Below are 22,293 nucleotides of genomic sequence, written 5' to 3'. Positions count from 1 at the left end.
CCATGCCCCATCGCCGCCCGCGCGTGATCGTGACACGCAAACTGCCCGATCTGATCGAGACGCGGATGATGGAGCTGTTCGACTGCAAGCTCAATCTCGACGACCGGCCGTTTTCGCGCGCCGATCTCGCCGGCGCGATGGCGGAAGCCGAAGTTCTCGTCCCCACCGTGACCGACGAAATCACCGCCGATCTGGTGCGCGCGGCCGGGCCGCAATTGAAGCTGATCGCGTCGTTCGGCACGGGCGTCAATCACATCGCGCTGGATGCGGCCAAGGATAAAGGCATCACGGTCACCAACACGCCCGGCGTGCTGACCGAAGACACCGCCGATATGACGATGGCGTTGATCCTGGCGGTCGCGCGGCGCTTGGGCGAAGGCGAACGTTTGCTGCGCGCGGGAAAATGGCAAGGCTGGGCGCCGACCGCGATGCTGGGCATGCGCTTGACCGGCAAGCGCCTGGGCATCGTCGGCATGGGACGCATCGGGACGGCGGTCGCCATGCGCGCCCGCGCCTTCGGATTGTCGATCCATTATCACAATCGCCGCCGGCTCGATCCCGCTCTCGAAGCCGAAGTCGAAGCGACCTATTGGGAAAGCCTCGACCAGATGCTGGGGCATATGGACGTGGTGTCGCTCAACTGCCCGCACACGCCGGCCACCTATCATCTGATTTCCGGCCGGCGTTTGCGCTTGATGAAGCCGCACGCGATTCTGGTCAACACCAGCCGCGGCCAAGTGGTCGAGGAAGAAGCGCTCGCCCGCGCACTCTATGCGCGCGAGATCGCGGGCGCGGGGCTCGACGTCTACGAGCGCGAGCCCGAAATCCATCCGCGCCTGCTGGAACTCGACAACGTCGTGCTGCTGCCGCATATCGGCTCGGCCACGCATGACGGGCGCTTCGCGATGGGCGAGCGCGTGATCGTCAACATCAAGACCTTCGTCGACGGCCATACGCCGCCGAACAAGGTCGTCACGACGATGTTCTGATCCACACCGTAACGGCGTGAAATAGCGTCGATTTTTCGGCCGATACCCCTTGTCGCGAAGGTCGCGGACCCCTATCTCAAGGCTTCGGGTCCGGGCCCCTCTGGCGGCGCGCCTTCCCGGATAGCTCCCCACCCCGTTGGAGGGAGCGATCCAAATACGGCGCCGCGATGTCGGACTTAACGGGGGTATCGTTGGCCCGACCCGCCCCAATCCCAAAAAGGATTTCTGGCGTTCGGGCCGTTGTATGGCCCGGGCGTGTGGCGATCCCATGAAGGATCTTCGGCGTTCGGGTTTCCGACGTCGAAGAGGGGTCCATGGACTACATAACGACAGGTGAATTTCTCGGTACGCCCATTTGGATGTGGGCGGCGTTCCTGACGCTCGTCGCCACGCTGCTGATTCTCGATCTGGGCGTGCTGCACAAGAAGAACACCGAAATCGGCGTCGCCGAGAGCCTCAAGCTCTCGGGCTTCTACTTCACCCTGGCCATGCTGTTCGGCGGGTGGGTCACGTGGCAGATGGGTGCCACCAGCGGTCTCGAATACTACACCGGCTTCTTCGTCGAATGGTCGCTGTCGCTCGACAACGTGTTCGCCATTTCGATGATCTTCACCTATTTCGCCGTGCCCCGGAAATATCAGCACCGCGTGCTGTTCTGGGGCATTTTGGGCGTGATCGTGATGCGCGGCATCATGATCGGGCTGGGTGCGGCGCTGGTCGCTGAGTTCCAGTGGATCCTTTACGTCTTCGGCGCGTTCCTGGTGTTCACCGGTATCAAGATGCTGTGGATGGCGGATAAAGAGGAGAATTTCGGCGAAAACCCGGTGCTGCTGTTCGTCAAAAAGCGGATGCGCGTGACGACCGATCTGGAAGGCCAGAAATTCTTCGTCACGCGCCCCGACCCGAAGACCGGCAAGCTGGTGCGCTGGGCCACGCCGTTGTTCCTGTGCCTGGTGCTGGTCGAGGCGGTCGATCTGATCTTCGCCGTGGACTCGGTGCCCGCGATCTTCGCGATCACGCAGGACCCGTTCATCGTCTACACGTCGAACATCTTCGCGATCCTGGGCCTGCGTTCGCTGTATTTCGCGCTGGCGGCGATGATCCATCGCTTCAAGTATCTGAAATACGCGCTCGCCCTCGTGCTCGTCTTCGTCGGCACGAAGATCTTCCTGGTCGGCTTCATCGGCAAGATGCCGGCCTGGTTCTCGCTGGGCGTGACCGTGTCGCTGATCGCGGGCGGCGTGCTGTTCTCGTTGTGGAAGACGCGCAACGACGCCGAAGCGAAGGCCTGATCAGCCGCGCTGGGGCGTCATCCGGTCGATCGCCTTGAAGTGCCGCCGCGCCCGGCCGACGATTTCGCCGTCGGTCGGGTGATCGGCGCTTTCGGTCGCGACGACGCGCTTGGCCAAAGCGGGGTTCTGCGCCTTCAAAAAGGCGCCGAACTCCGTTTTCGCCTGACCGGGGCCGAGCAGCAGAATCTCCTGCGCATCGGCCAAAGCGGCGGCGACGCCTTCATGGAAGTGCTTGTCGCTATGCGACGCCTCGGGCGCGCGCTTGTTGTGGATATGGCCGTTGGGTTTGTCGGTTCGGATCGTCGCGCGCTCGAAATCATGGGCGTCGAAATGGAACACCCTCGCTTCGTGGTGGTCGATCCAGCAGACGGCGTGGAAGCGGTTCATCGTTTTCTCCTCAATCGGTCCCCGCCATAGGACCGCAAGCCCGCCATGCCGCCAATGATATGGATCAACCGCCCATACGCATGGTACCGATTTGGTCCATGCGAAATCCCCCTTTGATCGGCGTGACGGCGGACCTGCAACAGGGCCCGGTCCATCGCCAGCACATCGCGCGCATCCAATACGTGAATGCCGTGCTCGACGGGATCGGCGGTATGCCGGTCGTGATCCCCGCCATCGGCGCGCGCCAGGACATCGATGCGTTGCTCGACCGGCTGGACGGGTTGCTGTTCACCGGCAGCCCGTCGAATGTCGACCCGTCGACGTATGGCGTGGATGGCGAAGGCCGTGCCCCCGCCGACCCCGACCGTGACGCGACCACACTGCCGCTGCTGCGCGCGGCCCTCGCCAAAGGCGTGCCGATCTTGGCGATCTGCCGCGGCCATCAGGAATTGAACGTCGCCGCCGGCGGCACGCTGCATCAATATGTCGAGCTTCTGCCCGACCATATCGATCATCGCGCCCCCGAGCACGACGACCCGAATGTGCGCTACGCCAACCGCCATTGGGTGGAGGTGGTGCCCGGATCGCTGCTGACGCGAATCGCGGATTCGACCTCGCGCCTTTTCGTCAATTCGCTGCACGGCCAAGGGATCGACAAGCTCGGCGACGGCTTGGCGGTCGAAGCGACGCATGAAGACGGCACGATCGAAGCGGTGCGCTGGACCAAAGGCCCCGGCTTCGCCTTCGGCGTGCAATGGCATCCCGAATGGCACATCAAGACCGATAAATTCGCCGCCGCGATCTTCCGCCATTTCGCGAGCGTCGTGGCCGAATACCGGCAGCGGCGCACGGCGTGAGCGATTTCGTTTCGCTGCCGGCCGACATCGCCGAGTGCCGGCGCATCGCCACGCCGGCGGGACGCAAATTGGCGCTCTATCGGCTGCACGGCGCGCGAACGGGCCCGACGCTGCTGTTCGGCCATGCGAACGGCTTCGCGGCCGGCAGCTACGCGACCATCCTGAAGGGCCGCGCGCAGAGCTGCGACGTCTTCGCCTTCGACGCCGCCGGGCATGGCGGATCGGATAGCGCGGCCGGAAATATCGAATCGTTCTGCGCGGTCGATGCGATCATGGACGATGTCGAGGCCATCGCGCGCGCGGCGCAAGAATGGTCCGGCGCACGGCATCTGCATTACGCCGCGCATTCGCTCTGCGGGGCGGCGATGATCGCCTTGGCGCTGTTCCGGCCCGCGCGATTCGCAAGTCTCGATCTTGCCGGGTTGATGCTGTTCGAGCCGCCGCTCTATCCGTTGGATGGCCATCCCTTGCGCCCGCACGCCGACGAGCACCAGAAACGCCGTGTCGCGCGCACGCTCGCAAGGCGCAGCGAATTCAAGGGCGGGCCGGACGAGCTCACCGAATATCTCGCCGCGCGCGAGATGTTCGCCGATTTCCCGCGCGATGCGATCGCCGAACATGCGCGCGCGACCTTGCGCCCCGAGAACGACACGTGGCGCTTGGCCTGCGCGCCGCGGATCGAGGCCGGGTATTTCCTGAGCCTGGGCCGGCCGCTGCTATCCCCAGCACTTTCCGGCTATCGCGGGCCGAAGATCCATTTCGTCGCCGGCGATATCGACGCGGCCAAGGCGAAGGGCGATTGGGTGACCGGCATGATGGAATATGCCCACGCGACCGTCGCCGGATCGGCGCTGACGGTATTGCCCGGCCGCAGCCATATGATGATTTTCGAGGATCGCGCCCGGTGCTTGGCGTTGCTGCAAAACTTCGCTAACAACAGCGGATCATGACCGCTCTTCCTTACGCGCCCGCCGAAGGCCCGCCCAAAGCCCCGCGCGGCGCTTTGCGCCTCGCCACTTGGAACATCAATTCCGTCCGGCTGCGTTTGCCGCTGGTCGAGAAATTGGTCGCCGCCGCCCGGCCCGATATTCTCTGCCTGCAGGAAACGAAATGCCCGGACGAGCATTTCCCGGCCGAAGCGTTGAAGGCGCTGGGTTTCCAGCACCAGATCTTCCACGGCATGAAGGGCTATAACGGCGTGGCCATTTTGTCGCGCGTTCCCCTTCATGAAACGGGGCCGCGCCATTGGTGCGGGCTGGAGGATTGCCGCCATGTGCAAGCCTCGCTCGCCAACGGCACCGAGATTCACGACATCTATATTCCCGCCGGCGGCGACATTCCCGATCCGGAAGCGAATACGAAGTTCAAGCACAAGCTCGACTTCGTGCGCAGCCAAGCCGCCTATTGGAAGAAGACCAAGCGCGACCGGCCGCGCGTGCTGGTCGGCGATTTGAACATCGCGCCGTTCGAAACCGACGTGTGGAGCCACAAGCAGCTTCTGGACGTCGTCAGCCACACGCCGGTCGAAGTGGAAGCTTTGACGGCGATGCGGGCCAATCATGCTTGGGTCGATCTTTCGCGCCAGGCGTTCCCCGAGCCGCAGCGGCTTTATACGTGGTGGAGCTATCGCAATTCCGATTGGCGCAAATCGGATCGCGGGCGGCGTCTCGATCATATTTGGGCGACGCCCGACGTGGCGCCCAAGATGAAGGGCTTCCATATTCTGCGCGAGGCGCGCGACTGGCCGCAGCCTTCCGATCACGTGCCCGTTATCGTCGATTTGGCGTTATGAGTCGCGCCGCACCCGCTTCCGCCGCCTTCATCGCCACCATCGTCGGCTTCGGCGGCACGGTGGCGCTGGTGGTGGCGGCCGCGGCCGCCGTGGGTGCAACGCAAAGCCAGATCGCGTCGTCGATCGCCGCCGTTTGTTTCGTCAAAGCGATCGCGGCGGCGTGGCTGTCTTGGCGCCATCGTATTCCGCTGATCACCGCCTGGGCGACCGCCGGGGCGGCGTTGATCGCGAGCACGACGGGGTTGAGCTTCGACGTTGCGGTCGGGGCCTATCTGGTCGCGTCGGCCGCGATCGTCGCGACGGCGTTCGTCAAGCCGCTGGGCGATCTGGTCGCGCGCATCCCCACCTCGATCGCCGCAGCGATGCTGGCGGGCGTGGTGCTGCCCTTCGTGGCACAAGTCTTCGTGCAAGCGGGCGGCGCACCCGCGCTGGTTCTGCCGCTGGTGGTGATGTTCCTGGTCGTGCGGCTGTTCAATCCGCATATGGCGGTCGTCGCCGTGTTGGCGGCGGGCACGGCGATCGCATACGCGCTGGGCCTCGCGGCACCCATCTCCGGCGAATTGGGGCTGACGCATTTCGAATTCGTAACGCCGCGCTTCGAGATGGGCGCGATCATCGGCCTGGGCCTGCCGCTGTATCTCGTCACCATGGCGTCGCAGAATCTCGCGGGCTTCGCAGTGCTGAAAGCGGCGGGCTATCCCACGCCGACGCGGGACTCGCTGGCGGCGACCGGCCTCGCGTCCTTCGTCGGCGCGTTCGCGGGCGCCATTCCGCTGGGCCTCGCCGCGATCACCGCGTCGATCTGTGCCGGCCCCGAAGCGCATCCCGACAAGGACAAGCGCTGGATTTCCGGCATCTGGTATGCCGGCTATTATCTGATCTTGGCGGCGTTCGCCGGTGCGTGCGTCGCGATTCTCGCGGCGTTGCCCAAGGCGTTGATCGCGACCTTCGCGGGGCTCGGCCTCGTCGGCGCATTGCAAGGGGCGTTGACCGGTGCCCTCAAAGACGAGGCCGAGCGGTTCCCCGCCGTGCTGACGCTCGCCGTCACCGCGTCGGGCGTGTCGCTATTCGGCATCGGCTCGGCGTTTTGGGGCCTTGCGGCCGGGATCGCGGCACTGGCCGCGCAGAATCTCAAACGCGCCGGTAAATGAAATAGCGATCCGGCGGCACGCCGTCGGGCAAGTCGACCGGCGCCAAGGCGGGGCTCGACAGCGGCTGATCGGACAGCGCGATGGCGCCCGGCGCCAAACAATCGGGCAAGGCTTGCGACAAGAACGTCGCGAAATCCGCCGTCGCATCGCTGTCGCCCGATCCCGTATCGGCATGCGCCAGAACGGCGGCGGCACCGTTTTCCGCCGCCCAGGCGGGCAGCGTCTCGCGCATATCGCCCAGATGCAGCAGCGTTTCGGGTGGCAGGCAATCGGGATGGACGGCGACATACCGTTCGAAGACATGGATCGCGCGCGCGGGTCCAAGCTTTTCGCGCAGATGGTCGTATGTGCGTCCGTTGCCAAGACCAAGTTCGAGCACGGGACCTTGGGGTAACCCTGCGCAAGCGCGATCGAGCAACAAGCGCTGCGCCTCGAGCCGCCTGATCGCCTGGTCGAGGCGGCTCACGCGGATTTAGCGGCCATCGCGTTGCGCAGCTGCGCGTTGGTTTTGACGATGCGGCGCGCGAGTTCGCGCATGATTTCGAGCCCCATCGACGGGAACTCGTTCACCAGCGCCATGAAATCGTCCTTCTCGATCTTGAGGCAGACGAGCGGATTGTCGCCCGCCGCACGCACCGTGGCGGTGCGCGGCACTTCGCACAGGATCGCGATTTCGCCGACGATCTCGTGCTTGCCGGTGCGCGCGATTTCGGTCGGGCCCGCATTCGTGTCGATCAGCACGGCGGCTTCGCCGTCCAGCACGATATAGGCGGCGTCGCCCGCATCGCCCTGCGCGAAGATCGCTTGGCCGGGTTCGTAGCTCAGGCGCTGGCTCATGAACGCGAGCAGTTTCAGCTTCGCGGGGTCGAGCTTCGAGAACAGCGGAATGCGCTTGAGGGCGTCGGTTTCTTCCTTGATCGACATCGCAACCCCCTTCCTTAAGGCGCCAGCAATTCTTTGAGCGGACCGTCCTGCTCGATCAGCGCGTCGTATCGGCCGTCTTGCGCGACGCGCCCATCGGCCAGGACGACGACGCGATCGAATTTCGCGGCCAATGCCGCATCGGCCAACGCGGCGACCACCGTCGCCGACCCGGCGGCGGCAAGCGCGCCGTCCAGGGTTTTGACTTGGGTACCGGAGTCCAGCACGGCAAGGGCGTCGTTGAGAACCAAAATCTCCGGCCGCTTCACCAGCGCGCGCGCGAGCGCCAATTTCTGGCGCTGGGCCGGCGTCAAACGCGAACCCCCGACGCCGACTTGGAAATCCAAACCCACTTCGAACACGCGTTCGCGCAAGCCCAGCGCATCGAGCACTTCGCGCATCGCCTTGCCGACGATCGCTTGCGCTTTCGCTTGGCCGTAAGCGACGCGCCCGAACAGGATGTTGTCCTGGATCGCGGCCGCGGCGTTGTAGGATTCGGGATCGAAGAACGCGATCTTGCCCGCGGCCGGACCCTTGCCGAACGCGTCGTGGATGGCGGCGCGCGTTTCCAGCACGCGGCCTTTGAAATCGGGCGTGATCAAGCCCAAACGATGGCGCGCGTTGACGAGCTTCAGCGGCAGGCCGATCAACCGCGCGCGATCTTCGTCCGAAATCGCAGGCAGTTTGCCGGACTCGTCCGGCGCGGTGCGCGCGACGATCGCTTGGAAGGTCGGCAGATCGTCGGCGGCGATGAAACTGAAACGGTCGAAGAATTCGTGGCCGGCGGGAAGGCCTGCGAACAACTCGACCATCGTTTCGGCGACCTGACGGCCCATCGCGATCAGCTCGTCCGCCATGCCCTGTTTTTGCAGCACGGCCAGGAAGTCGCGCTGCTCGGCCAGCACATCGACCTCGAACGCGGGATCGATCGGCGTGCCGAACAACAGATTCTCGGCGAGCGTCGCGTTGTCGTTGTAGCGCGTGGGATCGAAGGATTCGATCAAGCCCTTCAGCGCCGGATCGGCCTGCGGACCGGACAGCCGCTCGCGAAACGCCGCGCGCGCGGCCAGGATCGCTTCGGCCACCGCCGGCTTGGCGCGCGGATCGACGCGGCCGCGAAGCCCGAACAGGAACACGTCCTCCGCCAGATCCACACGTTCGAGCACGCGCGCGGCGACGGCGTCGAACTGCTCGGCGTTCGCCACGCCGGCGCGCGAATAGTCGATCCAGTTATCCTCGACATCGAGCGCCAGATTGCCCGCGCGTGCGGCTTCGGCAAGCCAGCGCGTACGCGTGGCGCTGCGCTTTTCGGGCGCGGCCACCGGGCGCTGACGCAAACCGTAAGAGAGGTTTTCGCGCAGCGAGGTCGCGAAATGATAGGCGCCGGGCCCGACATATCCCATCGACGCGCCCAGATGCGCGTCGGGCAGACGCGTGAGGTCACGTTCGCCCACGCGCAAGGTTCCCGAGGACGGCAAATAGAGCCGCGCGAGCGTCATCGCCAGCGCCTCGCGCCCGCCGCCGGCGGCCCCCACCAGCGCCACTTTGGCGCCGTGGGGAATGGTGAGCGAAACGGATTCGAGCAGCTTGGTCTGCGCGTCCTCCGCGACCGACAACCCGGCCAGTGCGATATCACCCGCCAAGCCCGGGGCAGGTTCGGCGGGAAGTTCGTGCAGCGCTTCGGGCAGCATCTGCTCGGGCCGGAACTGCTCGACGACCTGCTCGTATTTCTGCTGCGCGTCCTGGGCCTGCTGGTAGTAGTCGAGCAATTCCTTCCACGGTGCCGTCATGTCCTTATGCGCGGACAAAGCGGCGACCAGCGCGCCCAGCGACAATTGCCCCTGGATCACCAGATAGCCGCCGATCGAGTAGAACAGCAGCGGCGCGCACTGGCTCAGGAAGTTGTTGATGAACTTCACCAGCGATTTGCGCTGATAGATGTCGAAGCGGATGCGGAAGATCGTGCCGAAGCGTTCGGTGTAATCGGCGCGTTCCCACGACGCGGTGCCGTTGGCGCGCACTTCGTGGATGCCGCCGACGGTTTCGCCGATACGCTCGGACACTTTGCGCACCGCGCGCACGCGTTCCTTGCCCAGCGCCTTCACGCGCTTTTGCAGCATCGGGACGATATAGGCTTGGAACGGGAACAGCGAAATCGCGGCGAAACCCATCACGGGGTTCTGCATGAACAAGAACAGCGCGATGGTCAGCAGCATGCCCGCCTGCATCAGCGGCTGCACGAAGGCGTCGCCCATGAAGCCGCCGATCTGCTCGACCTCCGACGTCACCATCGGGATCAACTCGCCCGACGAGACCTTGCGGAAATGCGGAATGGGGAAGCGCAGAATGCGCTCGACCAGCGAATAGCGCAGGCGGCGCAGCAGCCTTTCGCCAAGCTTGCCCTTCAGCGAGTTGATGTATTGCTTGACGGCACCGTTGACGAGCACGGCGAGGAAAAACAGCAAGCACAGCCAGAGCAGATAGCCGATCTGATCGACGCTGAACCAGCCCAGGACCTCCTTCGGGAACTGAATCCCCTGGCCCTGGATGCCCTGGTTCATGATGTTCTTGGGCAGGTCGAGCGTGACGTAATAGAACGCCTGCGCCGCCGCGACGAGCAGGCAGACCAGCGCCGTTTCCTTGACCGAAAACCGGATGACGAAGCGAAAGATGTTCCGGTCGATATCGCCTGAGCCGCCCACGCGCGAAGTCCCCTATCCCGATCAGGAGTTTAGCGGCCGGGACCGGGGCGGCGCAACCGGGCCGCCCTGCGGCATGGGGGCGGTACGGGCGGCGCTTTACCGCATCCCGACCCGGTATCGCAGTCCGGCAACAGCCCTCAAAATTATTATTTACTGGCGTTGATCGCTTGGAATCGTCACGGGACTCCCCTTAGTCTCGGGCCGATCGAGATCCCGTCCGGGGGGACGATTGGCCAAAGCTCCGAAACGTCGCGCGCGGTCCGACCGTCGCGTGCTGATCTACAGCCACGACACGATGGGGCTCGGCCATTTGCGCCGCTGCCGCACGATCGCGCATGCGCTGGTGGAGGCCGACAAGGATCTGTCGGTGCTGATCCTGTCCGGCTCGCCGATCATCGGCTCGTTCGATTTCAAGGCGCGCGTCGATTTCGTGCGCATTCCCGGCGTCATCAAATTGCGCGACGGCGATTACACATCGCTGAACCTGCATATCGACATCGCGCAAACGCTGGCGATCCGCGCGTCGATCATCCGCCACACGGCCGAAGCGTTCCAGCCCGATCTGTTCCTGGTCGACAAGGAACCGCTGGGCTTGCGCGGCGAAGTGACCGAAACGCTCGAATTCCTCAAGCGCCGCAACGTGCCGCTGGTGCTGGGCCTGCGCGACGTGATGGACGATCCCGCGTTGCTGGAACCCGAATGGAAGCGCAAGAACGCGCTGCCGGCCTTGCGCGAGCTTTACGACGATATCTGGGTCTACGGCCTGCCGCAGATCTGCGATCCGCTGGAAGGCTTGGCCATTCCGCAATCGGTGCGCCGGAAGATGAGCTACACCGGCTATCTGCGCCGCACGCTGCCTCTGAACGGGCCGCGCGCGTCGATGGAAGCCGCGCGCGAGCGCGAACAGCCTTACGTGCTGGTGACGACCGGCGGCGGCGGCGACGGCGACGCGCTGATCGACTGGGTGCTGCGCGCTTACGAATCCGGCACGCAATTGCCGCATCGCGCGTTGCTGGTGCTCGGGCCGTTCATGCAGTCCGAACGCCAAGCCGAGTTCCTGAACCGCGCGCAGGCGCTGGGCAATGTCGAGGCGATCACCTTCGACGCGCATATGGAAACGCTGGTCGCGCGCGCCGCCGGCGTCGTGGCGATGGGCGGCTACAACACGTTCTGCGAAATCCTGTCTTTCGACCGGCCGGGCTTGATCGTGCCGCGCACCGCGCCACGTTTGGAGCAGACGATCCGCGCCGAGCGCGCCCAGGCCCAAGGTTTGGTGCGCATGCTGCCCGACGACGGAATCCGCCGGACCGAAGATATGGTCCGCGCGCTGAAGAACCTCGCGCACCAGAAATCGCCGTCGGCGGCGGTGGTACCCGGCTTGCTCGACGGGCTCGAAAACGTCGAACGTCTGGTCCGGCGCTGGCTGCCGCTGACCCAGGACGAAGCGGCGATCCGCGCCCTTGCCGCGCGCTAAGCCGGCGCGCCGATCCGGTCACACTTCGAAACGCGGCGGCCTTTTTTACGACACGTGATCGGCCTAGATTCTCCGGATAATCCGGAGAGTCCCCAATATGCCGCCCGCCGCCAGCGCCACACTTTCCACACCCCGCCGCCGTGTCGATCTGTTGAGCTTCGCCGCCAGTCTATGGCGTCTGACCAAGCCCTATTGGGCGTCGGAGGATAAATTCGCCGCCTGGGCGCTATTCGCGATCGTCATCGGATTGACGGTCTTCGGCGTCTATCTCGAAGTGTTGTTCAACGAATGGAACAACGTCTTCTACACCGCCTTGCAGGAACGCGACCGGCCGGTGTTCGAAAAACAGATGCTGGTCTTCGTCGGCCTGGCCTTCCTGTTCATCGTCAACTACATCGTCTCGCGCTACGCCATGCAGTGGCTGACGATCCGCTGGCGCAAATGGCTGACCCAGCGTTACGTCGCCGCGTGGCTCGACAACCGGATCTATTATCGCTTTCAGCTGACGGGTGCCGAAACCGACAACCCCGACCAGCGCATCGCCGAAGACGTGAAGCTGTTCGTGACCACGACCTTGTCGTTGATCACCCAGCTGCTCGACGCGGTGCTCACGCTCGGCGCGTTCCTCACGATCCTATGGACGCTGTCGGGCGCGTTCTCGATCACGCTTTTCGGGCACGAGATCCACATTCCCGGCTATATGGTGTGGGCGGCGTTGATCTACGCGATCGTCGGCACATGGCTGACGCATTTGGTGGGGAAACCGTTGGTCCCCCTCAACTATGCCCAGCAGCGTTACGAAGCGGATTTCCGCTACGACCTCGTCCGCTTGCGCGAAAATTCCGAGCAGGTCGCCCTCTATGGCGGCGAGAAGCGCGAGAGCGAGAATTTCGCGCGCCGCTTCGCGGCCATCGCCGCCAATTGGTACGGGCTGATGTGGGCGACGTTGAAGCTCAACACCTTCACCAGCTTCTATGCGCAAGCCGCGATCATTTTCCCGTTCATCGTCGCCGCCCCGCGCTATTTCAACAACTCGATTCAGCTGGGCGGCCTGATGCAGATCGCGTCGGCCTTCGGCCAAGTGCAACGCGCGCTGTCGTTCTTCGTCTCGGCCTATGCCCAGCTTGCCGATTGGAAATCGGTCGTCGATCGGCTGCTCGATTTCGAAGCGGCGATCGCGAAGGCCGAGATCGAAGCGAAAGCCAATCCGCTGCAAACGCGCGCGAGCACGGTCCCCGCCCTCGCCCGGGTCGACGTCGCCTTGCCGAACGGCGCCACGCTGATCGCCAACGCGGACGCGCGCGTCGAACCGGGAAATCGCGTGCTGCTGACCGGCCCGTCGGGTTCGGGCAAGAGCACGCTGTTCCGCGCCCTTGCCGGGCTGTGGCCCTTCGGGCGCGGCATTGTCGAAACGCCGCCGCCGGGGGCGGCCCTGTTCCTGCCGCAGAAACCCTATATGCCCATTGCGAGCCTGCGCGCGGCGCTGCTCTATCCCAATGTCGACGGCATCGACGACGCGACGCTGAAATCGACGCTCGCCGACGTGAAGCTCGACCATCTCGCCGGGCGTTTGGACGAGGTCGCCCATTGGGGCCAAGCCTTGTCGCCGGGCGAGCAGCAGCGCCTGGCCGTCGCGCGCGCGTTGCTGGCCAAGCCGAAATTCCTGTTCCTCGACGAAGCCACCGCGGCGTTGGACGAAGCGACGGAAGCGCATCTCTACGCGCTGATCGGCGAACGCTTGGCCGACACGGGCGTCGTGTCGATCGGCCACCGGCCGGCCTTGCGCCAGTTCCATAACAAGTTCTGGCGCGTCGAACCCGGTACGGACGGCAAGCCCGCGACATTGGTGGTGGCTTAGCCGGGCGCGTAAACGGGCCGTGCGCCCTCGAAACCTTTGAAGGTGAACTCGCCCAAGCGCCGCCACGGGCGATCGATCGCGGCGGCGAACGCGGCCGAGACGACGACATTCTCGCCCAGCGTGCCGCACATTTTTTCCAAGCGCGCGACCATGTTCACGTCGCGGCCGATGACGGTGAAATCCTGCCGGTCGCCGGCGCCGATATTGCCGAACGCGGCTTCGCCCAAATGCAGCGCGATGCCCGCGCGGAATCCGGTCTTGGCGAGCGCTTCTTGTGCGGCGAGAGCCGCATCGAGCATGCGCGCGCACGCATCCGCATCGCCCAGCGTGTTCGCATCGGCCATCGCGAGCACGCCGTCGCCGATGAATTTCAAAACCTCGCCGCCGCGCCGCAGGATTTCGGGCACCAGACAATCGAGATAGGCGTTGATCTGCGCCACGGTCTGTTCGGGTGTGAGCGCATCGCTCATCGCCGTGAAGCCGCGCAAATCGCTCATCGCCAGCGCCGCGCGCAAATTCCGCACCTCGCCGCGCCGTATTTGGCCGGCCAGGATCAAATCGCCCGGCGCCTTGCCGACATAGGTTTGCAGCACTTCGCGCGAAACGCGGGTGCGGATCTTCAATTCCATCACCGCCGCGATGGCGGGGCGCGCGGCGTCGATCAACGCGATATCGCCCGCCGAGAACCCGCCCGGCCGCTTTGTCGCGAAGGACAATCCCTGCACGGGCCCTTCGACGAAGGCGAGCGGTGCGATGACGTAATGCGTGAAGCCCTGGGCGCGCAGATCGGGCAGCAGGTCGTATTCGTCGACGCGGCCGTCGTCGAGGCGCATATCGAACCACGCCCCGGTCTCCTGCACGCTATCGATCGTGTATTTGATTTTGCCGGAGAAGATATCCGGGTTGTCGTAACGCGCGCGGCCCTCGCGCGTGCCGCCGCCGCGTTCCCAGATGCGTTGGATTCCGACATAGCTGGGATGCAGCGTATCGAGGAGCGCCCCCGCGCGGTCGATCGGCAGGCCCATTTCGACCAGCCGTTCGGCCACGCCGCCCATGAAATCAGCGAGATCGAGGGCTTTGGCCGGGCCCAGCACCCAGTCGACGAAGTCGCGGATTCGCGCGTTCATCGTCGGACGATGCGCCGCCGGATCGCTTGACGCAAGCGCCCGGCCCTGCGAGTAGTCGCCCCGGGACGACCCCCGGGCGAAAGGCAAACCGGCATGTTTCGTGCGCTGCTTCTCGAGAAGACCGACGGCAAAGTCACGGCCAATCTCCGTCAGCTCGACGATTCGGCGCTGCCCGACTTCCCGGTGACAGCCAAGGTCAGCTATTCGACGCTGAACTACAAAGACGGGCTCGCGATCGCCGACAAGGGCAAGATCGTGCGCGCGTTTCCGTTGATCCCCGGCATCGATTGGGCGGGCACGGTCGAGACGTCCGACGACGATCGCTTCAAGGCCGGCGACCGCGTGATCCTGACGGGCTGGGGCGTGGGCGAGCAATTCCACGGCGGCATGGCCGAACGCGCGCGCGCCAAGGCCGAGTGGCTGATCAAGATGCCGCCCGGCATGGACAAGAAATGGGCCATGTCGATGGGCACGGCCGGATTGACCGCGATGCTCGCGGTGCATGCGCTGGAAGCCAACGGTTTGAAGAAGGACCGCGAGGTTCTCGTTTCCGGCGCCGCCGGCGGCGTGGGCTCGGTCGCGGTCGCACTCCTCGCCAAGCTCGGCCACAAGGTCGTCGCGGCGACCGGGCGCCTGGAACTCGAATCGTATTTGAAGGCGCTGGGTGCCGCGAGCGTGATGGATCGCGCCGAACTCGCCAAGCCGGCCAAGCCGCTGGAGACCGAGCGCTGGGCGGGCGTGATCGACACGGTCGGCGGACCCGCTTTGGCGAACGCGCTGGCGTCGATGGCGTATCGCGCCCCCGTCGCGGCGTGCGGGCTTGCCGGCAGCCACGATCTGCCGACGACGGTGATGCCGTTCATTCTGCGCGGCGTGAAATTGATCGGCATCGATTCCGTGCGCTGCCCGATCCCCGAGCGCGACGCCGCATGGCGCAAGCTCGCCGCGTTGCTGCCCGACGGTTTGCCCGTCGGCGGCACGAAGATCGTCGGACTCGCCGATGTGCCGGCCTTGGCCGAGCAGATCGTCGCCGGTCAGATCCAAGGCCGCATCGTGATCGACGTGGCGCAATGAGCGGCAAGTTCGACAGAAACGAAGACGGTCCGGCCGGCGCCCCCAGCCAGCGCCAATTGCGCGTGGGCGAAGCGGTGCGCCGCGCGCTGGTCGAGGTGTTGCAGGAAGCCCATTTCCGCGACCCCGATTTGCAAGGCGCCTCCATCACCGTGTCGGAGGTGCGCGCTTCGCCCGACCTCAAACACGCGACCGCGTTTGTGACGACATTGGGCGGCATCGACGCCGACAAGACGATCGCGGCCCTGGGGCGTGCCCGCGCCTATATCCGCGGCGAAGTGCAACGGCGCATCGATCTGCGCCAAGCGGTCGATATCCATTTCAAGCGCGACACCGGCTTCGATTACGCGGCCCGCATGGATGCGGCGTTCCGCGATCCGAAAGTGCTGGCCGATATCGCCCCGCCGCAAGCCGACAAGCCCAAACCGCGCGCGCGCAAGAAGAAGTGAAGCGCGAGAAGAACAAGGTCGATGGCTGGGTCGTGCTGGACAAGCCGATCGGCCCGAGTTCGACGCAAGCGCTCGGCAAAGTGCGTTGGATCTTTCAAGCCGCCAAAGGCGGGCATGGCGGCACGCTGGACCCGCTGGCCTCGGGCGTGTTGCCCATCGCGCTGGGCGAGGCGACCAAACTGATCCCCTTCGCCATGGACGGGACCAAGCAGTACGAGTTCACCGTGCGCTGGGGGGCGGCGACCGCGACCGACGATCTGGAAGGGTCGGTCGTCGCGACCAGCCCCAACCGCCCGGCCGAATCCGCGATCCGGGCCGCTCTGCCAAGCTTCGAAGGCGAAATCGAGCAGCTGCCCCCCGCCTTCTCGGCCATCAAGATCGACGGCAAGCGCGCCTATGAACTGGCCCGTGCCGGGGAGGAAGTCGTTCTCCAACCCCGTAAGGTCTTGATCCATAAGCTCGAATATCTGGAATCGCCCGATGCCGACACGGCGCGGTTTCGGGTTACCTGCGGCAAAGGCACCTATGTCCGCAGCCTCGCCCGCGACCTGGCCGTCGCGTTGGGAACGGTCGGTCATGTGACCGAACTTCGCCGGACCCGAGTCGGCAAATTCACGCTGGAATCGGCAATTTCACTGGCAACGCTGGAGGGGTTTGGGCATAGTCCGGCCCGCTTTGGGGCCCTCGCCCCGGTCGAGACCGCACTGGACGACATCCCGGTGCTGGCCGTGACCGAGGAAGAGGCTTCGGCCCTTAAACAGGGCCGGGCTTTGCGAGACCCCCGCATCGATCGCGTTCCCGCCGAACCGATTGCCGCCTTCCAAGAAGGGCGGCTGGTGGCGCTGGTCGCGAGCGACGGAGAAATCCTCCGTCCGGTGCGCGTGTTCAACCTCTAGGGTCGAAAGGAATGACCGATGTCGCTCGAACCCGCTCACAAGAGTGAAATTGTCGCCAAGTTCGCCGTCAAGAAGGGCGACACCGGATCCCCGGAAGTCCAGGTCGCGTTGCTGACCGAGCGTATCAAGGAGCTCACCGAGCACCTCGGCACGCACAAGAAGGACTTCCACTCGCGCCGCGGCCTGCTGATGATGGTCGGCCAGCGCCGCCGTCTTCTCGACTATCTCAAGAAGACCGACACCAAGCGCTACTCGACGCTGCTCGAGCGTCTCGAACTGCGTCGCTAAAGCGAACCGTTTGAAATCCATGCGCGACGATGCCGCCCGCGACGCCGGACATGTTCCGGCCGCGGGCGCGTCGTCGCGTTTTTTCTATCCGACGTCCAGAAGTCCATGGGCGGTTCCGGTTCGCGCTGTCGCCATGGGGGCGATAGCGGCCGGAACCACGCGCGTTTCGCCATAGGGGCGAAGTGCTGCGGGTCCGTACGTGGCAAGGAAGGTAAACCCAAGATGTTCGATATCGTGAAACGCGAGATGCAATGGGGGGGGCGCACGCTCTCCCTCGAAACGGGCAAGGTCGCCCGTCAGGCCGATGGCGCGGTCATCGCGCGCCTGGGCGACACGGTCGTGCTGTGCACGGTCGTCGGCGCCAAGTCGGCCAAGCCCGGTCAGGATTTCTTCCCCCTGACCGTCCACTATCAGGAAAAGACCTTCGCGGCCGGCAAGATCCCCGGCGGCTTCTTCAAGCGCGAAGGCCGTCCGACGGAAAAGGAAACGCTGACGTCGCGTTTGATCGACCGCCCGATCCGTCCGTTGTTCCCCGAGAATTTCCGCAACGAAGTCCAGGTCATCGCGACGGTGCTGTCGCATGACCTGATGAACGATCCGGACATCGTGGCGATGGTCGGCTGCTCGGCCGCCCTGACGCTGTCGGGCATCCCGTTCATGGGCCCGATCGGCGCCGCGCGGGTCGGATTCATCGGCGGCGAGTTCAAGCTGAACCCGCTGCAGGAAGAACTCGCGACTTCCGACCTCGACCTCATCGTCGCCGGCACCAAGGACGGCGTGCTGATGGTCGAATCGGAAGCCAAGGAACTGACGGAAGAGCAGATGCTCGGCGCCGTCATGTTCGGCCACCGCGCCTTCCAGCCGGTGATCGACCTGATCATTTCGCTGGCCGAAGCCGCCGCCAAGGAACCCTGGGCGATCCCCGAAGCCGCACCCGCCACGGCGGCCACCAAGGCGAAGCTCGAGGCGTTCGCGGCCGAGCTGACCGAAGCCTATAAGGAACCGATCAAGTTCGCCCGTCGCGACAAGGTCGCGGCGATCAAGGCGAAGGCGATGGAAGCGGTCAAGGCCGTGCCGGAAGAAGCCGCCCTTGCCGGCGCGCTGTTCGGCGACCTGGAAGCCAAGGTCGTGCGCGACACGATTCTGGATACCGGCAAGCGCATCGACGGCCGCGACACGAAGACGGTCCGTCCGATCGTGACGGAGGTCGGCCTGCTGCCGCGCACCCACGGTTCGGCGCTGTTCACCCGCGGCGAAACGCAGGCGCTGTGCGTCGCCACGCTGGGTACCGGCGACGACGAGCAGATCATCGACGCGCTCGAAGGCGAATACCGCGAGCACTTCATGCTGCACTACAACTTCCCGCCCTACTCGGTCGGCGAAGCCAAGCGCATGGGCAGCCCCGGCCGTCGCGAAATCGGCCACGGCAAGCTCGCCTGGCGCGCGATCCGTCCGCTGCTGCCCGCCAAGGACAAGTTCCCCTACACGATCCGCGTCGTGTCGGAAGTGACTGAGTCGAACGGTTCGTCGTCGATGGCGACGGTCTGCGGTTCGTCGCTGTCGCTGATGGACGCGGGCGTGCCGCTGCCGCGCCCCGTGGCCGGCATCGCGATGGGCCTGATCAAGGAAGATCGCGGCTTCGCCGTGCTGACCGACATCCTGGGCGACGAGGATCACCTCGGCGACATGGACTTCAAGGTCGCGGGCACGGAGAAGGGCGTCACCGCGCTTCAGATGGATCTCAAGATCACCTCGATCGACGAGAACATCATGAAGATCGCGCTGGGCCAGGCCAAGGACGGCCGCCTGCACATCCTGGGCGAGATGGCCAAGGGCCTGACCGGGGCGCGCGAGAGCGTGTCGAACAACGCGCCGCGCATCACGACCTTCTCGGTTCCGAAGGAAAAGATCCGCGAAGTGATCGGCACCGGCGGCAAGGTGATCCGCGAGATCGTCGAGGTCACAGGCTGCAAGATCGACATCGAGGACGACGGCACGATCAAGGTCGCCTCGACGAGCGAGGAGAAGGCGAAGCAAGCGATCGACTGGATCAAGGGCATCGTCGCCGAGCCGGAACTCAACGCCATCTACACCGGCAAGGTCGTGAAGGTGATGGATTTCGGCGCCTTCGTGAACTTCATGGGTTCGAAGGACGGCCTCGTCCACATCTCCGAACTCGCCCCGCGCCGCGTCGAGAAGACCGGCGACGTGGTCAAGATGGGCGACAGCGTGAAGGTCAAGCTAATCGGCTTCGACGATCGCGGCAAGGTCAAGCTGTCGATGCGCCGCGTCGATCAGGCGACTGGCGCGGACATCTCCGACCAGTTCGACAAGAAGAGCGCGCCGTCGGCCGAGTAACGCCAACGCGCGGATAGATCGGGCCCTCGCACGGGAAACCGCGCGGGGGCCCTTTCTTTTGGAGGGACCCCATGAAGCTCGATATTCCGCTGATCGTCGGCCATCGCGGCGCCAAGGCGTCGTCGCCGGAGAATACGCTGCCCGCCATCGAAGAGGCCTTTCGTCAAGGCGCCACGTGGGTCGAGTTCGACGCGAAGCTCACCAAGGACGGCGTACCGATCCTAATGCACGACGAAACGCTCGATCGCTGCACCAACGGCAAGGGCAAGGTCGCCGACCACACGCTGGCGCAGATCCGCGAGCTCGACGCCGGCGCATGGTTCGGGCCGCAGTTCAAGGGCACGAAAGTGCCCACGCTGGAAGAAGCGATGGCGCTGATGGCGAAGCTCGGCATGGGCTTCAATATCGAGATCAAACCCTGCCCGACCCGCGAGTCCGAGACCGCGCGCATTTCCTGCGCGCTGGTCGACAAGCTTTGGCCGAAATCCTCCCCCATTCCGATCGTGTCGAGCTTCAAGCCCTTGTCGCTCGCCGCCGCCAAAGCGCAGTCCGCGCATTTGCCGCGCGGCTATCTGGCCGAGGAATTGGCCGGCGATTGGCTGGAAGCCGTCAAGGCGCTCGACTGCGCGACGATCCATCCCGGCTTCCGCAAACTGACCCAAGCGCAAGTTCGCGCGGCGAAGGACGCGGGCTATCCGGTGCTGGTGTGGACGGTCAACGAAGCGCCCAAGGCGAAGGAGTTGCTGAGCTGGGGCGTGGACGCACTGATCACCGACGCGCCCAGCGCGATCGGTGCGGCCGTCAAGTAAGGTCCTTCACGAACCAGAGATGCGCATAGGGGTTGTCGTTGAACCGCGCGGTTTCGCGATAACCCGCTTTGCGATACAGCGCGTGCGCTTCGGTCAGCGCCTTGTTCGTGTCGAGCACGACTTGGGCGTAGCCTTGGCGACGCGCTTCGTCTTCCAGCGCCTTCAATAACGCGCTGGCGATGCCTTGGCCGCGCGCATTGGGTGCGACCCACATACGTTTGATTTCGGCGATGCCGGTCGCGTGCTTTTTGACGGCACCGCAAGCGACGACCGAATCGCCGCGCCGTGCGACGAAGAAATCGCCGGCATCTTTCGGATTGGCATAGCCGGGCTGGCCCGGATCGAAACCGCCTTCGAACCGCGCGGCGAGTTCGGCGAAATACGCCGTGACGCAAGCGATGGCGACGGCCGAGTCCGCCGGTTCCTTGGCGATGGCGAGATCGCTCATGCGACTTTCGCCGAGGTTTCGGCAACCGGCAGATAGACGGCGAATTCCGAGCCTTTGCCCTGTTCGCTGTCGATATCCAGCGTGCCGCGATGCCGATTGACGATGTGTTTGACGATGGCGAGGCCCAGCCCCGTGCCGCCCATGTCGCGCGAACGGCCCGCATCGACGCGATAGAAACGTTCGGTCAAGCGCGGCAGATGTTCGCGCGCGATCCCTTCGCCGTCGTCGCGCACCTTGAACACGAGATAGGTGCTATGGCGCGGCGCGAAACCGGCGGGCAAGGCTTCGGCGCGCGCGACCGAAACGCGCACGCACCCGCCGACACGGCCGTATTTGATCGCATTGTCGATCAGGTTCTGGAACACCTGGGCAAGCTGATCGCTGTCGCCGATCGCCTGCGGCAAATCGTTCGCGAGCGTCGCCTCGATCGCCGCCTGTTTCGCCTTGGCCTGCGGCGCCAGCGCGTCGATCGTCGATTGCACGATGCGCGCAACATCGACGCGGCCCGAGGGCGGCGTCAGTTCCGATTCCTCGATCTTCGACAGCGATAGAAGATCGGTGACGATCCTGGTCATGCGCCCCGCTTGCTGGGCCATGATGCCGAGGAAGCGATCGCGCGCGGGCGCGTCGTCCTTCGCGGGGCCTTGCAGCGTTTCGATGAAGCCCGCCAGCGTCGCCAAGGGCGTGCGCAATTCATGGCTGACATTGGCGACGAAATCGCGGCGCATGCGATCGGCGCGGCGCACGGCGGTGATGTCGATGACGGCGAGCAACGCGGCGGGGGCGCCCATACCATCGCGCAATGGCACGGCGCGCACGCGCAAGGCGCGTTCGACCGATCCGGCGAGGACGACATCAATCGGATCGGGATAATTGCCCGCCAGCGCATCGGCCACCGCATCGAGCGCGTCGGGGTCGCGCAGATGGGCGACCAGCGGCATGTTTTCGAGATTGTCGCCGAACACGGCGCGCGCGGTCGCATTGGCGCGGGCGATGCGCTCGTCCGCGTCGACCTGCAAAATCGCGTAGGGCAGCGCATCGACGATCGATTCCAGCGCCGCTTCGTGCGCCGCCGGCGGCACACGGTCGGGCAAGGCGCGTTCGAGCGAATCCATCGCTTCGGCCAGCGGCTGGGTCGGGCCTTCCGCCACCACCGCCGTTGCGGGCACGGGGTTCGGCGGCTCGCCCTTGGCAAGCTCGCGCAAGCGGCGCGCGTGATGTTCGATACGGCCGATATGCCGGCGCACCAGCCAGCCGACGACAAGGCCGACGGCGAGGGTCGCGAGCACCGCCCACCCCCAATGGAAATGGCGCGTGGCGGCGAAAAAGCCGAACGCCGCCGCCGACGGCGCCGTCAGCGCCGTCGTCGCCATCAAGACATTGGGAAGGTAGCCGCGCTCGTCCATTGCCTATCGGAGTTTGGC

The 22,293-nt window shown here is 65.2% G+C and carries 21 protein-coding genes; 14 read left to right on the top strand and 7 right to left on the bottom strand.

The genetic code is table 11. The annotated features are described in order from the left end of the window. The first annotated feature begins 2 nt into the window (after nucleotides 1-2). Complete coding sequence (locus J0H39_02965) at nucleotides 3-989, top strand: D-glycerate dehydrogenase (protein MBN9495693.1); 987 nt, start codon at nucleotides 3-5, stop codon at nucleotides 987-989. A gap of 314 nt (nucleotides 990-1,303) precedes the next feature. Next, entirely contained in the window at nucleotides 1,304-2,281 is a 978-nt protein-coding gene (locus tag J0H39_02960) for a TerC family protein (protein ID MBN9495692.1), read from the top strand. On the opposite strand, the gene J0H39_02955 is transcribed toward J0H39_02960, so the two are convergent. Continuing rightward, nucleotides 2,282-2,668: a translational machinery protein gene (locus J0H39_02955; protein MBN9495691.1), complete on the bottom strand. Its 387-nt coding sequence runs from the start codon at nucleotides 2,666-2,668 to the stop codon at nucleotides 2,282-2,284. 98 nt (nucleotides 2,669-2,766) lie between these two features. Between J0H39_02955 and J0H39_02950 the strand changes: the two genes are divergently transcribed. The 4 genes from J0H39_02950 to J0H39_02935 are packed head-to-tail and all read left to right on the top strand — an operon-like array spanning nucleotide 2,767 to nucleotide 6,468. Beyond that, nucleotides 2,767-3,525 carry a gamma-glutamyl-gamma-aminobutyrate hydrolase family protein gene (locus J0H39_02950; protein MBN9495690.1) on the top strand — a complete coding sequence of 253 codons (759 nt, stop codon included), beginning with the start codon at nucleotides 2,767-2,769 and terminating at the stop codon, nucleotides 3,523-3,525. Continuing rightward, nucleotides 3,522-4,475 carry an alpha/beta hydrolase gene (locus J0H39_02945; protein ID MBN9495689.1) on the top strand — a complete coding sequence of 318 codons (954 nt, stop codon included), beginning with the start codon at nucleotides 3,522-3,524 and terminating at the stop codon, nucleotides 4,473-4,475. The genes J0H39_02950 and J0H39_02945 overlap by 4 nt, the downstream gene beginning before the upstream one ends. Then, nucleotides 4,472-5,317: an exodeoxyribonuclease III gene (locus J0H39_02940; protein MBN9495688.1), complete on the top strand. Its 846-nt coding sequence runs from the start codon at nucleotides 4,472-4,474 to the stop codon at nucleotides 5,315-5,317. The genes J0H39_02945 and J0H39_02940 overlap by 4 nt, the downstream gene beginning before the upstream one ends. Continuing rightward, on the top strand, nucleotides 5,314-6,468 hold the full coding sequence (locus tag J0H39_02935) for a benzoate/H(+) symporter BenE family transporter (protein ID MBN9495687.1): 1,155 nt from the start codon (nucleotides 5,314-5,316) through the stop codon (nucleotides 6,466-6,468). The genes J0H39_02940 and J0H39_02935 overlap by 4 nt, the downstream gene beginning before the upstream one ends. On the opposite strand, the gene J0H39_02930 is transcribed toward J0H39_02935, so the two are convergent. Genes J0H39_02930 through J0H39_02920 form a run of 3 tightly spaced genes read right to left on the bottom strand, consistent with a single transcriptional unit; the run spans nucleotide 6,449 to nucleotide 10,073 of the window. Next, nucleotides 6,449-6,934: a hypothetical protein gene (locus J0H39_02930; GenBank protein ID MBN9495686.1), complete on the bottom strand. Its 486-nt coding sequence runs from the start codon at nucleotides 6,932-6,934 to the stop codon at nucleotides 6,449-6,451. The two genes, J0H39_02935 and J0H39_02930, sit on opposite strands and share 20 nt — an antisense overlap. Then, nucleotides 6,931-7,392: a cyclic nucleotide-binding domain-containing protein gene (locus J0H39_02925; protein ID MBN9495685.1), complete on the bottom strand. Its 462-nt coding sequence runs from the start codon at nucleotides 7,390-7,392 to the stop codon at nucleotides 6,931-6,933. Before J0H39_02925 ends, J0H39_02930 begins: the two co-directional genes overlap by 4 nt. Nucleotides 7,393-7,406: 14 nt before the next feature. Further along, nucleotides 7,407-10,073, bottom strand: a complete 2,667-nt coding sequence (locus J0H39_02920) for an ABC transporter ATP-binding protein (protein MBN9495684.1) — start codon at nucleotides 10,071-10,073, stop codon at nucleotides 7,407-7,409. Between the two features lie 313 nt (nucleotides 10,074-10,386). Between J0H39_02920 and J0H39_02915 the strand changes: the two genes are divergently transcribed. Together J0H39_02915 and J0H39_02910 are read left to right on the top strand one after the other, a co-directional pair. Then, entirely contained in the window at nucleotides 10,387-11,565 is a 1,179-nt protein-coding gene (locus J0H39_02915) for a hypothetical protein (GenBank protein MBN9495683.1), read from the top strand. A 97-nt stretch (nucleotides 11,566-11,662) separates the two neighbouring features. Beyond that, nucleotides 11,663-13,423 carry an ABC transporter ATP-binding protein/permease gene (locus J0H39_02910; protein ID MBN9495682.1) on the top strand — a complete coding sequence of 587 codons (1,761 nt, stop codon included), beginning with the start codon at nucleotides 11,663-11,665 and terminating at the stop codon, nucleotides 13,421-13,423. On the opposite strand, the gene J0H39_02905 is transcribed toward J0H39_02910, so the two are convergent. After that, a complete protein-coding gene (locus tag J0H39_02905; protein MBN9495681.1) occupies nucleotides 13,420-14,550 on the bottom strand; it encodes an adenylate/guanylate cyclase domain-containing protein in 1,131 nt (376 codons plus the stop codon). The two genes, J0H39_02910 and J0H39_02905, sit on opposite strands and share 4 nt — an antisense overlap. Nucleotides 14,551-14,643: 93 nt before the next feature. Here J0H39_02905 and J0H39_02900 point away from each other — a divergent pair, with 93 nt between their 5' ends. From J0H39_02900 to ugpQ, 6 genes are all read left to right on the top strand, one after another. After that, nucleotides 14,644-15,624, top strand: a complete 981-nt coding sequence (locus J0H39_02900; protein ID MBN9495680.1) for an oxidoreductase — start codon at nucleotides 14,644-14,646, stop codon at nucleotides 15,622-15,624. Beyond that, a complete protein-coding gene (gene rbfA, locus J0H39_02895) occupies nucleotides 15,621-16,070 on the top strand; it encodes a 30S ribosome-binding factor RbfA (protein ID MBN9495679.1) in 450 nt (149 codons plus the stop codon). The genes J0H39_02900 and rbfA overlap by 4 nt, the downstream gene beginning before the upstream one ends. Next, nucleotides 16,067-16,966: a tRNA pseudouridine(55) synthase TruB gene (gene truB / locus J0H39_02890; protein MBN9495678.1), complete on the top strand. Its 900-nt coding sequence runs from the start codon at nucleotides 16,067-16,069 to the stop codon at nucleotides 16,964-16,966. The genes rbfA and truB overlap by 4 nt, the downstream gene beginning before the upstream one ends. An 18-nt stretch (nucleotides 16,967-16,984) precedes the next feature. Continuing rightward, the gene (gene rpsO / locus J0H39_02885) at nucleotides 16,985-17,254 is read left to right on the top strand and encodes a 30S ribosomal protein S15 (GenBank protein MBN9495677.1); all 270 of its coding nucleotides are present in this window, start codon (nucleotides 16,985-16,987) and stop codon (nucleotides 17,252-17,254) included. Nucleotides 17,255-17,476: 222 nt separating this feature from the next. Continuing rightward, entirely contained in the window at nucleotides 17,477-19,612 is a 2,136-nt protein-coding gene (pnp, locus tag J0H39_02880) for a polyribonucleotide nucleotidyltransferase (protein MBN9495676.1), read from the top strand. A gap of 71 nt (nucleotides 19,613-19,683) precedes the next feature. After that, on the top strand, nucleotides 19,684-20,421 hold the full coding sequence (gene ugpQ / locus J0H39_02875; GenBank protein MBN9495675.1) for a glycerophosphodiester phosphodiesterase: 738 nt from the start codon (nucleotides 19,684-19,686) through the stop codon (nucleotides 20,419-20,421). On the opposite strand, the gene J0H39_02870 is transcribed toward ugpQ, so the two are convergent. Together J0H39_02870 and J0H39_02865 are read right to left on the bottom strand one after the other, a co-directional pair. Beyond that, complete coding sequence (locus J0H39_02870; protein ID MBN9495674.1) at nucleotides 20,414-20,869, bottom strand: GNAT family N-acetyltransferase; 456 nt, start codon at nucleotides 20,867-20,869, stop codon at nucleotides 20,414-20,416. The two genes, ugpQ and J0H39_02870, sit on opposite strands and share 8 nt — an antisense overlap. Then, nucleotides 20,866-22,275: a hypothetical protein gene (locus J0H39_02865; protein MBN9495673.1), complete on the bottom strand. Its 1,410-nt coding sequence runs from the start codon at nucleotides 22,273-22,275 to the stop codon at nucleotides 20,866-20,868. Before J0H39_02865 ends, J0H39_02870 begins: the two co-directional genes overlap by 4 nt. Nucleotides 22,276-22,293 lie beyond the last annotated feature (18 nt).

The sequence above is a fragment of the Alphaproteobacteria bacterium genome, from assembly GCA_017308135.1.
Classification (GTDB): Bacteria; Pseudomonadota; Alphaproteobacteria; order CACIAM-22H2; family CACIAM-22H2; genus Tagaea.
This window is presented reverse-complemented; position numbering and strand designations above follow the sequence as displayed.